The organism is Gemmatimonadaceae bacterium, assembly GCA_035533015.1.
Lineage (GTDB): Bacteria > Gemmatimonadota > Gemmatimonadetes > Gemmatimonadales > Gemmatimonadaceae > JAGWRI01.
Genome location: DATLUQ010000051.1, coordinates 298,445 through 308,557, shown reverse-complemented (window position 1 = coordinate 308,557; position 10,113 = coordinate 298,445). Strand labels below are relative to the sequence as shown.

Genomic DNA, 10,113 nt, shown 5'->3' with positions numbered 1-10,113 from the left:
CGTCTCCTCGAGCTTCACGTACTTGCCCGGGATGCCGGTGAACTGCTCGGCCACGGCGAACGGCTGCGACATGAACCGCTGGATGCGGCGGGCGCGGCCGACGATCTTCTTGTCGTCTTCCGAGAGCTCGTCCATGCCGAGGATGGCGATGATGTCCTGCAGCTCCTTGTACCGCTGGAGGATCTTCTGGACGTCCGTCGCCACTTTGTAGTGGCGGGCGCCGAGGTACTGCGGATCGAGAATGCGCGAGCCCGAGGCGAGCGGATCGACGGCCGGATAGATGCCCAGTTCGGTGATCGCGCGCGAGAGCACGACCGTGGCGTCGAGGTGGGCGAACGCGGTGGCCGGCGCCGGATCGGTGATGTCGTCGGCGGGCACGTAGATCGCCTGCACCGACGTGATCGAGCCGTCGCGGGTGGAGGTGATGCGTTCCTGCAGATCACCCATTTCGGTGGCAAGCGTCGGCTGATAACCCACGGCGCTCGGCATGCGGCCAAGAAGCGCGGAGACCTCCGAGCCGGCCTGCGTGAATCTGAAGATGTTGTCGATGAACACGAGCACGTCGGCGTGCTCACGATCGCGGAAGTACTCGGCCACGGTGAGGCCCGACAGCCCGACCCGCAGGCGCGCGCCCGGCGGCTCGTTCATCTGGCCGTAGATGAGGGCCGTGGAGCCGAGCACGCCCGACTCCTTCATCTCGAGATACAGATCGTTGCCTTCGCGCGTGCGCTCACCCACGCCGCAGAACACCGAGCGGCCGCCGTGCCCCTTCTGCACGTTGTTGATCAGCTCCATGATCACGACCGTCTTGCCCACGCCGGCGCCGCCGAACAGACCGATCTTGCCGCCCTTCACGAACGGCGAGATGAGGTCGATGACCTTGATGCCCGTCTCGAAGACTTCCGTCTTGGGCTCGAGGTTCACGAACTCGGGACGCTTGCGGTGGATGGGCCAGCGTTCGACGCTGGACGGGATCGGTTCGCCGTTGTCGACGGGCTCGCCGAGCACATTGAGAATGCGTCCGAGCGCCGCTTCGCCCACCGGCACCGTGATCGGGCCGCCCGTGTCGATCACGTCCATGCCGCGCACGACGCCGTCGGAGGACGACATGGCGACGGCGCGCACCTGGTTGCGGCCGATGTGCTGTTGGACCTCGACGACCACGTTGATGTCGATGCCATCCGACGTCGTATGCACGCGGAGGGCGTTGTAGAGCTCGGGAAGGTGGCCGGGCTCGAACTCGACGTCGAGCACCGGTCCGATGACCTGGACGACCTTTCCGATGTTGGCGGGAGCAGCAGTAGTGGCAGACATGGCTAGCCCTGGAGAGCCGCAGCGCCGCCGACGATCTCGGCGATCTCCTGCGTGATCTGCGCCTGGCGGGCGCGGTTGTAGGTGCGGCGGAGGATGTTGATCATGTCGGACGCGTTGTCCGTGGCATTCTTCATGGCCGTGCGCTGGGCGCTCTGGAACGCCGCTTCGCTCTCCACGAGCGCGCGATAGACGGCGTTGCGCACATAGGCCGGAAGGAGTTGATCGAGAATCTCGTCGGCCGACGGGAACAGGAGGTAGTCGAGCGGCGCCGAGCCGCGGGTCGGGGGCACCACCGGCAGCATCTGCTCGCTGACTGCTGGCGTGGAGAGCACTGAATTGAACTTCGTGTACACCACGTAGACCGCATCGAGCTTGCCGTCGCCGAAGTCGGCGCGCAGACCGTCCACCAGGTCCGCGGCGTGCTGGGTGGTGGGCTTGTCACCGATGTCGGTGCGGCTCGACGTGAGCGCGCGGCCGACGTACTTGAAGTAGCCCACGCCCTTGCGGCCCACCACGTGGACGTCGACCGCGACGCCCTCACCCTCGAGCCGGCCGATGAGCGCCCGCGCTTCCTTGATGAGGTTGGAGTTGAATGCGCCGGCCAGTCCGCGGTTGGACGTGATGAGCAGCACGGCGGCGCGCTTCACGTGCGCCGGCTGGCGCAGCAGCGGGAAGCGATCGGCGAGATCGGGGGAATACAGGCCCGCCAGCACTTCGGCGAGCGCCGTGGCGTACGGACGCGCCGCACGCACGCGATCCTGCGCGCGCTTCATCTTGGAGGTGGCGACCATCTCCAGCGTGCGCGTGATTTTACGAGTATTCTCGACCGACTTGATGCGGCCCTTGAGCTCGCGACCCTTGGCCATGGATTACAGGCTCGCGGCGGTGAACCGGGGCTTGCCGGTGCCGGCGGTTTGCTTGTACGCGCCGATCGCCGCCTTCAGGTCGGCTTCGAGCTCCTTGGTCAACGCCTTCTGGGTGCGGAGCTTCTCGCCAATCTGCGGGTGGCTGGCCGACATGTACTCGTGGAAGCCGAGTTCCCAGTCGCGGATGTGCGTGGTCTCCACGTCGTCGAGGAAGCCGTTGGTCACCGCGTAGATGATCATCACCTGCTGCTCGACGGGCATGGGCTGGAACTGCCCCTGCTTGAGCACCTCCACCGTGCGCGCGCCGCGGTCGAGCTGGCGCTTGGTCGCGGCGTCGAGATCGGAGGCGAACGAGGCGAACGCTTCGAGTTCGCGGTACTGCGCGAGGTCGAGGCGCAACCGGCCGGCCACCGACTTCATGGCCTTGATCTGCGCCGAGCCGCCCACGCGCGACACCGAGATGCCGACGTTGATGGCCGGCCGCACGCCGGCGAAGAACAGGTCGGCCTCGAGGAAGATCTGGCCGTCGGTAATCGAGATGACGTTGGTCGGGATGTAGGCCGACACGTCGCCGGCCTGCGTCTCGATGATCGGCAGCGCGGTGAGCGAGCCGCCGGGTTTGAGGATCGTTCTGCCGTCCACCACGCCCTCGTCTTCGCGGAGCTTGGCGGCGCGTTCGAGCAGGCGGGAGTGGAGATAGAACACGTCGCCCGGGTACGCCTCGCGGCCCGGCGGACGCCGCAGCACGAGCGAGAGTTGGCGGTACGCCGCGGCCTGCTTGGACAGGTCGTCGTACACGCACAGCGTGGGCTTGCCCTCGTTGTACATGAAGTACTCGGCCATGGCGCAGCCCGTATAGGGCGCGATGTACTGCATGGGCGCCGGGTCGGACGCCGTGGCTGCGACGATGATCGTGTACTCCATGGCGCCGGCGTCCTTGAGGCGCTCGAGCACCGAGGCGACGGTGGACGCTTTCTGTCCGATGGCGACATACACGCAGATGACGCCCGTGCCCTTCTGATTGATGATCGTGTCCACCGCGATGGCGGTTTTGCCGGTGCCGCGGTCGCCGATGATCAGCTCGCGCTGTCCGCGGCCGATCGGGATCATGGAGTCGATGGCCTTGAGCCCCGTCTGGAGCGGCTCTTTCACGGGCTGGCGAACGATGATGCCGGGGGCTTGCGATTCGACCTTTCGCTGCGTGGCGGCGGCGATCTCGCCGCGGCCGTCGATCGGGCGGCCGAGGGCGTCGACGACGCGGCCGATGAGCGCGGGGCCGACGGGCACCTCGAGCACGCGGGCCGTGCGGCGGACGTCGTCGCCTTCACGAAGCTGGAGGTAGTCGCCCAGGATGACCGCGCCGATGTTGTCTTCTTCGAGATTGAGCGCGAGCGCGGTGATCTTGTTGCCGGTCTCGGACGAGGTGATCTCGAGCATCTCGCCGGCCATGGCCTTCATGAGGCCGTAGATGCGGGCGATGCCGTCCTTCACCTCGAGAACGGAACCGACCTCTTCGACATCGAGCGAATGGAGATCAGCAGCATCGATCTCGCGGAGCAGGATGTCCTTGATCTCGCCGGGGCGAAGCGTCGTCTCGGTAGCCATACGGGGTGGTCGAAAGGAGTGCGTCGAAAGGGATGGTGGGAGCTTGTGAAAATTATCACAAGGCCCGGGGGCGTGCAAGCTTCGGGGCCGGTCTTTGGTGCGGGTCACGCCGCGGCCCAACTTCGGTCCATCCGGCGCAGAATGGATGGCGGTGGGCGGCGCGACTGCCTCGACTTTACTCTACATGGCAGGCAGTCTCAAGGACCTCAAGGTCTGGCAAGAAGCGGTGGGGCTAGCCGCCGACGTGATCCGGGCCACGCGCCACGGCAATCGCCGGGACGTGAAAGTGGTGGCCGAGGCCACCATGATCACGGCCCTGGCCCTGGCCGAGCACATCGCCGAGGGCTACGGCCGGTACACGGGACCCGAGCAACGGCAGCTCTACCGCGCCGCCCGGCGCGACCTGCTTCGCCTGGAAACCCAGCTCGCCGTGGCGCGGCAGGCCGACGTGCTCTCCGCTGGCCATCTGGCGCAGCTCTCCCACCGCGCGCAGCTGGTGGGCCGGCTGCTGGGCGGGTACCTCGTGTACCTCGACCGCCAGCTCGCCCAGCCGGATGGCGCTAGCCCCGACTCCGCGCGTGCCCCCGATTGAAGCGGTCGATGAGGTCCACGGTGCGGAGCCGGGCCAGCGAGGTGGGCCGGGTACCGGCAATCCGCTGCGCGGTGCTCGACAGGTGGGACGACGAGGCGAAGCCGAGCACGTGGGCCACGTCGCGGACGTCGTACCCCGGGTTCTTGGCCAGCTCGGCCGCCCCGATCAGCCGGATGAGGTCGATGACGCGTTTGAGATTCGGGGCGCCGCCGGTCGAGAAGCTGCGGCTCAGGTGCTCGCGGGTCACGCCCAGGGCCTCGGCGAGCGCCGCCGTGCGCACGGGCCGGCCGGCGTGCTGGACCAGGTACCGCCACGCGTCCAGTTGGAGGGGATTGGTGAGGCCCAGCGGTTCGGGGGGCGCACCGAGGGCGGCCGCGAAGCGCATCGAGTATGCCTGGCGCAATATGAGTTCGCGCATGGCGTCCTCGTCCACGTCCTCGACCAGAACATCGGCGAACTCCAGCGACGCACACTGGGCGAGCACGGGACCGTCGGCGGCGCGGAGCGTGGTGAGGGCGAAGAACGGCACGCTCGGGTACTCGCGGGCGAACGCGGCGGCGCGCCAGTTGTCTTCCTGGGCCGATCCGAGGTCGACGATCGCCGCGTCGATCAGTTCGTCGCGGAAGGCGCGGGCGAACTCGTCCACCCCGCGACGCACGATGAGGCGCCAGCGGCGCCGGGGAAAGGTGTCGCGCGCCATGGAGCGCGTCCGTTCACGGGGCGCGAAGACGAGAACGGTGGGAGGGGGGGCCGCCGCGGCGAGATCGAGCATGAATCAGACGCCAGCAAGGCGCGCGGAGACCTGGTCGTGGGCGCGCCGCAGCACCTCGCGGGCGTTGCCGTAGGAGATCCTGGCATCGGCGTCGTCGAACGGGAGCCATTTGCAGGCGCTGATGCCTTCGGCGCGCTGCGGGCAGGTCTTGGTCGCCACGGTCTCCATCAGGAAGAAGTGGCAGACCTTGTGGATGAGCCGGCCGCGGAACCGGAAGTACCAATCGATGACGTCGACGTCGCCGCGCACGTCGAGATCCTCGAGCCCGGTCTCTTCGGTGACTTCGCGGGCGGCCGCCGCGGCGGGCTGCTCGCCCTTCTCGATGTGCCCCTTGGGAAATCCCCAGTTCTTGTAGCTGTCGCAGATCAACAGATACAGGGGCCGGCCGTCCTGCATGCGGTAGACGACGCCGCCGGCAGAGATCTCGAGCTTGGCGCGCGGCCGGGTCACCGGGCGGCCTCGGCCATGATGTGCGCGTCGGCTTCCAGCGATGGGCGGCCCTCGATGAACTGCCGCACGATGGGGTCGTCGGTGTGCTGGATCTCATCCACGGTGCCGTACTGGCGCACCTTGCCCTCGTAGAGCATCGCGATGCGGGTGCCCACGGTGTAGGCGCTGCGCATGTCGTGCGTGATGACGACGCCCGTGACGCCGAGTCGCTCCCGCAGGCGGACCATGAGGTGGTCGATGACCGCGCTGGTGACGGGATCGAGGCCGGTGGTTGGCTCGTCGTACAGGATGTACTTGGGTCGCGTGGCGATGGCGCGGGCGATGCCGACGCGCTTGCGCATGCCGCCGGAGAGTTCGGCCGGGAATTTATCGGGGACGTCGGCGAGGTCCACGAGGTCGAGGGTTTCGTGGACGCGCTCGGCGATCTCCTTGTTGGTGAGTTCGCCCTGCTTGCGCAGGCCCATGGCGACGTTGTCGCCCACGGTGAACGAGTCGAAGAGCGCGGAGAATTGGAAGACGTAGCCGACGCGCGCGCGGAGCTTGTAGAGTTCCTTGCGGGAGAGCTTTTCGACTTCGAGGCCGTCCACCCAGACCTGGCCGGAATCGGGTTCGAGGAGGCCGACGATGTGTTTGATGGCGACCGACTTGCCGCTGCCGGAGAAGCCGATGATGACGACGGTCTCGCCTTCGGGTACGTCGAGCGTGAAGCCATCGAGGACCAGCTTCGAGCCGAAGGATTTGTGGACGTCGATGAGGCGGATCATGGCACGGCGGGGGAAGGGAGAAGAAATGTGATCAAACGGGCAGGTTCCTGCAAACAGCGCCGGCCGGCGGGGAGCCAAAAACGGAAAGGGCCGGCTCACGCCGGCCCGACCGAGACTCCGAATTCTGTTGAAACCGCGGGATGCGCACGCCCGTGCGCAGTCCCGCCGTCGTACGCTCCTCCTCTCCTACGCCCTACGCCGCAAAGCTGCCGAGTGCCCGGCCCACGTCGCCCTCGCGCAGGCGCTTGAGGGCGCGGTCGCGCAACTGACGAACGCGCTCGCGGGTGACGCCGAGCATGGAGCCGATTTCCTCGAGGGTATGTTCGCGTCCGCCTTCGAGGCCGAAATAGAGGCGAAGGACCTTGGCATCACGAGGAGGAAGCGTGCTCAGCGCCTGTTCGATTTCGTCGGTGAGGAACCGGTTCATGGCTTCCTCTTCGGTGTCGGGCATCTCATCGGCGACGAACCGCTCGATGAGCGAGCGGTCGCCTTCGGGGTCCATGGGGGCGTCGAGGCGCACGTCGCTGGTATTGAGTGCGGCGAGGGACTGCACGACGTCCACCGAGAGGCCGGTGAGGTGCGACAACTCCTCCGGATTGGGCTCGCGATTGAGCTTCTGCCGGAGGATCTCCGATGCCTTGATGATGCGCGAGAGGTCAGCCGTGCGGTTGAGGGGCACGCGGACCGTGCGTCCCTGGCGGGCGAGGGCCGAGAGGATGGCCTGGCGGATCCACCACACCGCATAGGAGATGAACTTGACGCCCTGGTCGGGATCGAACTTGCGGGCGGCCGTGAGCAGGCCGACGTTCCCTTCGCCGATCAGATCGATGAGCGGGAGACCGCGGTTCTGGTACTTTTTGGCCACGGAGATCACGAAGCGCAGGTTGCGCTTGACCAGTTCCTGGAGCGCGTCCTGGTCGCCGGCGCGGATTTTCCGGGCGAGTTCGATCTCCTCCATGCCCTTGAGCAGGGGGTAGGTGCTGACCTCATAGAGGTACTGGTCCAGGATGTCGCGCTCGGGTTCGCTGGGCGCGATGCCCACCGGCGCGGCACGGCGACGGCGGCGCTTGACTTCGGTCATGTATAGCCTCGAACGGACTGCGTGTTGAATGATCGTATGGAGCGGCGACGCCGGGCATCGCGGAGCTGGACTGCGAAAGTGCGCGCAACGAGCGGCGCACGGTTTCCATCTTCATGAGACAATGGAAGGCGACAAAAAATACCGCATTACCGGGGAATCGCCAGTCCCCTTCGTTGACACTCCTTATACGCCTGGATATACTTCGCGGTTCCTGATGACTTGCGGTCTTAGCGAGTTATCCCCGGGGGCGTAGCTCAGTTGGGAGAGCGCTTGAATGGCATTCAAGAGGTCAGGGGTTCGATTCCCCTCGCCTCCATCGGCGCCGACGATTGGTCGGTGCTGACGGCCGGGCCGAAGGAAGCGTTGACAGCACAGCCCGGAGATTGCGGGAATAGCTCAGTTGGTAGAGCACAACCTTGCCAAGGTTGGGGTCGCGGGTTCGAGTCCCGTTTCCCGCTCTCTGATATCGACTCATGTGATGAACCGCGGAACGGGGCGGAAAGTTCCCGTGGCGGCGCGGGCGGTTAGCTCAGTTGGTTAGAGCGCCACGTTGACATCGTGGAGGTCACAAGTTCGAGTCTTGTACCGCCCATACCCCGTGACTCCGAGAGGAGCATGGGGTTTCTTGTAACGGCCAATGAGGGCCGGCAAGTACGGCGCAGGGGCGAAACGGCGGGGAACGGATTGCGGCACTCAGCGAATGGTTGATTACCCTCGGCGCGGCGGGTAATTTTGACGACTAGGCCTTTTGTGCGTAGGCCTCTGCTGGCTGCGTTGCGCCCATAGCTCAATTGGATAGAGCATCTGACTACGGATCAGAAGGTTGGGGGTTCGAGTCCCTCTGGGCGCATACACGACGAATTTGAGTGGGGCGGCGGGCGCGAAGGTGATCGCCGCGAGCGGTGTTGAAGTCTCTAGCCACGCATCGGGGCGTAGCTTAGCCCGGTAGAGCGCCTGCTTCGGGAGCAGGAGGTCGCTGGTTCGAATCCAGTCGCCCCGACTGTAAGAGTACAAGAAACCAAAGGGTTTACAACGAACGCTCCGCGATCGATCTGCGGAGCGTTTCGTTTGCAGCAATCACACACGTATCGAGTGCCGTGATCGCTGGCCGCTGGCCTCCGCCGCGCGGACGCCACGACCCATGCGGGCCACCGCGTCGCCGACCGTCCGGCTCAATGCACCCCGCTCATCAATCCGCGTACGGGTTTGATCATCAGCGTGGCAACCAGCGACGCGCCGAGACACGTCGCGGCGATCACTCCGAACAGCTCCGGGAGCGGCGCCGACGAGATGAACCCCGCCGCGTAGCCTGCCGCCTTGTTGCCCACGGCGTCGGCCAGGAACCAGACCCCGAGCATGAAGCCGACGATCTTCACCGGCGAGAGCTTCGTGAACACGGAGAGTCCCACCGGCGACAACGACATCTCTCCGAGCTCCTGGATGAAATAGCAGCCGATGAGCCAGAACGGCGCCACCCGGATCTCCGGCGAGGCCTGAAGCTTGTAGGCCGGAATCAGCAGCAGCACGAACGACATCCCGATGAAGAACAGGCCGGCGGCGAACTTGGCGGGCGTGGACGGCTCACGATCCTTGAGCCACATCCAGAACCAAGCGAACACCGGCGCGAGCAGAATCACGAAGATCGCCTGAACCGAGACGAACCAACTCGACGGGAAGCTGAAGCCCAGAATCACCGTCCGAGTATAGCGGTCGCCGAACAGGTTGAGGGTCGATCCCGCCTGCTCGTACGCGCCCCAGAATACCGCGGCGAACACGAAGAATACCCCCATCGCGGCCAGCCGTTTCCATTCGACTCTGGTGAAGCCCCAGAACACGGGCTCCATCGGCGCCGTTCCCGGGGCGCCCGTTGCCCGCTGGAGTTTCGCCGCCGCGGCCGTCTCGGCCGCCTCACGCCGCTGCCGCTCGAGCCGATCGATGGCCGGCTGCAGGTGCCGGCGGCCGCGAACGTACTGGATGAGCCCCAGCGTCATCCCCACGCCGGCGCAGGCGAACCCCAGATGCCAATCGACCTCCTGCGCCAGGTAGCCGGCGATGAATGGGCCGATGGCCGCGCCGAGGTTGATTCCCATGTAGAAGATCGAGAAGCCGGCGTCGCGACGCGCATCGTTGGTCTCGTACAGTGACCCGACGATGCCGCTCACGTTCGGCTTGAGCAGTCCGGTACCGATGACGATCAGCGCCAGCCCGGCGTAGAAGAACGGCAGCGGATGGAACGCCAGCGTGAAGTGCCCCAGCGCGATGATGATGCCGCCGATGAGCACGCTCTTGTACTGCCCCAGCCAACGGTCGGCGATGATGCCGCCGAAGATCGTCGCCGCCCACACGCTCCCCGTGTAGGTGCCGTACACCGAGCCGGCGTGCCGGTCGTCGAACCCGAGCACGTGCACCATGTAGAGAATCAGGAACGCGCGCATGCCGTAGTAGCTGAATCGCTCCCACATCTCCGTGAAGAACAGCGTCGAGAGACCGCGTGGGTGGCCGAAGAACCCGTGAGGCATCACGCCGGGGCGCGGGTTGTCCGTCAGCGGATCGGCCAATGGGCCGGATTGCGGTTGTCCGAGGTTTTCGGGCGTCGTCGTCATCGGGGCTCCGTTGATGCATGACGCTCGCGGCGCGACGCGCCCGCGTCAACCCCGCCCAGGGACCGA

The 10,113-nt window shown here is 66.2% G+C and carries 9 protein-coding genes and 5 tRNA genes; 6 read left to right on the top strand and 8 right to left on the bottom strand.

Features of this window, described 5'->3' with window-relative positions:
- From atpD to atpA, 3 genes are all read right to left on the bottom strand, one after another.
- Positions 1-1,314: F0F1 ATP synthase subunit beta (gene atpD, locus VNF92_11270; protein ID HVA58458.1), on the bottom strand; the 1,314-nt coding region annotated here is incomplete at its 3' end.
- A gap of 2 nt (positions 1,315-1,316) precedes the next feature.
- Positions 1,317-2,180, bottom strand: coding sequence for an ATP synthase F1 subunit gamma (gene atpG, locus VNF92_11265; GenBank protein ID HVA58457.1), 864 nt, complete (start codon positions 2,178-2,180; stop codon positions 1,317-1,319).
- Positions 2,181-2,183: 3 nt separating this feature from the next.
- Positions 2,184-3,785 carry a F0F1 ATP synthase subunit alpha gene (gene atpA / locus VNF92_11260; GenBank protein HVA58456.1) on the bottom strand — a complete coding sequence of 534 codons (1,602 nt, stop codon included), beginning with the start codon at positions 3,783-3,785 and terminating at the stop codon, positions 2,184-2,186.
- A gap of 184 nt (positions 3,786-3,969) precedes the next feature.
- Here atpA and VNF92_11255 point away from each other — a divergent pair, with 184 nt between their 5' ends.
- Positions 3,970-4,377 carry a four helix bundle protein gene (locus VNF92_11255; protein ID HVA58455.1) on the top strand — a complete coding sequence of 136 codons (408 nt, stop codon included), beginning with the start codon at positions 3,970-3,972 and terminating at the stop codon, positions 4,375-4,377.
- Here the strand turns inward: VNF92_11255 and VNF92_11250 are convergent.
- The 4 genes from VNF92_11250 to VNF92_11235 form a co-directional block, all read right to left on the bottom strand.
- On the bottom strand, positions 4,346-5,149 hold the full coding sequence (locus VNF92_11250; GenBank protein ID HVA58454.1) for an AraC family transcriptional regulator: 804 nt from the start codon (positions 5,147-5,149) through the stop codon (positions 4,346-4,348). The genes VNF92_11255 and VNF92_11250 overlap by 32 nt on opposite strands.
- 3 nt (positions 5,150-5,152) lie before the next feature.
- Entirely contained in the window at positions 5,153-5,599 is a 447-nt protein-coding gene (locus tag VNF92_11245) for an NUDIX domain-containing protein (protein HVA58453.1), read from the bottom strand.
- Positions 5,596-6,363 (bottom strand): ABC transporter ATP-binding protein, encoded by a 768-nt coding sequence (locus tag VNF92_11240; GenBank protein HVA58452.1) that lies wholly within the window; start codon positions 6,361-6,363, stop codon positions 5,596-5,598. Before VNF92_11240 ends, VNF92_11245 begins: the two co-directional genes overlap by 4 nt.
- 193 nt (positions 6,364-6,556) lie before the next feature.
- On the bottom strand, positions 6,557-7,444 hold the full coding sequence (locus VNF92_11235) for an RNA polymerase sigma factor RpoD/SigA (GenBank protein ID HVA58451.1): 888 nt from the start codon (positions 7,442-7,444) through the stop codon (positions 6,557-6,559).
- A 243-nt stretch (positions 7,445-7,687) separates the two neighbouring features.
- Here VNF92_11235 and VNF92_11230 point away from each other — a divergent pair.
- From VNF92_11230 to VNF92_11210, 5 genes are all read left to right on the top strand, one after another.
- A tRNA-Ala gene (locus tag VNF92_11230) sits at positions 7,688-7,760 on the top strand.
- A gap of 69 nt (positions 7,761-7,829) precedes the next feature.
- Positions 7,830-7,902, top strand: a tRNA-Gly gene (locus VNF92_11225).
- A 60-nt stretch (positions 7,903-7,962) separates the two neighbouring features.
- Positions 7,963-8,036: transfer RNA gene (locus VNF92_11220), tRNA-Val, on the top strand.
- 184 nt (positions 8,037-8,220) lie between these two features.
- A tRNA-Arg gene (locus tag VNF92_11215) sits at positions 8,221-8,294 on the top strand.
- 76 nt (positions 8,295-8,370) lie between these two features.
- Positions 8,371-8,444: transfer RNA gene (locus VNF92_11210), tRNA-Pro, on the top strand.
- A 172-nt stretch (positions 8,445-8,616) separates the two neighbouring features.
- On the opposite strand, the gene VNF92_11205 is transcribed toward VNF92_11210, so the two are convergent.
- Positions 8,617-10,047, bottom strand: coding sequence for a peptide MFS transporter (locus VNF92_11205; protein ID HVA58450.1), 1,431 nt, complete (start codon positions 10,045-10,047; stop codon positions 8,617-8,619).
- Between the last annotated feature and the right edge of the window lie 66 nt (positions 10,048-10,113).